Genomic DNA, 406 nt, shown 5'->3' on the forward strand with positions numbered 1-406 from the left:
TTCCTATGCTCCGCCTTGAGGTCATCATATATGCGGACGTTCTCACCGCAGGTGATAACCATGTACCGCAGATACTTCCCCTTATTCGGGAGAATGTTATCAATCCAATAGGTCAGCTCATTCCTCAACTGGCGACGCTCAGCAACAGCAACAGCAGGAATGAACATGATATGCCTAAACTGTTCATCCATCTGCTTAGCTAATCCAGACAGCAAACCCACCTTGAAAAAGGTGCCATCCTGCTTCTTACGCCTAGACGGAATCCCCAGACCTTCAAGCCTGTCAGCAATGCGATCAGATTGAAGCCTTATGGCCTCATCCCTGCCAATGCGTTCAAGATGTTTAAACACATCAACCTTGTTCCCACTGTTGCGACGAAGAAGCTCATAAAAACCTATCCGAGAAG

At 47.5% G+C, this 406-nt stretch carries 1 protein-coding gene; it reads right to left on the minus strand.

Annotation, left to right across the window (positions count from 1 at the left end; genetic code table 11):
- Positions 1–406, minus strand: a 406-nt coding sequence (locus KP705_RS18480) for a hypothetical protein (RefSeq protein ID WP_215765359.1), incomplete at both ends; no start/stop codon positions are given.

Source organism: Gluconobacter sp. P1D12_c (assembly GCF_018812105.1).
GTDB lineage: Bacteria > Pseudomonadota > Alphaproteobacteria > Acetobacterales > Acetobacteraceae > Gluconobacter > Gluconobacter oxydans_A.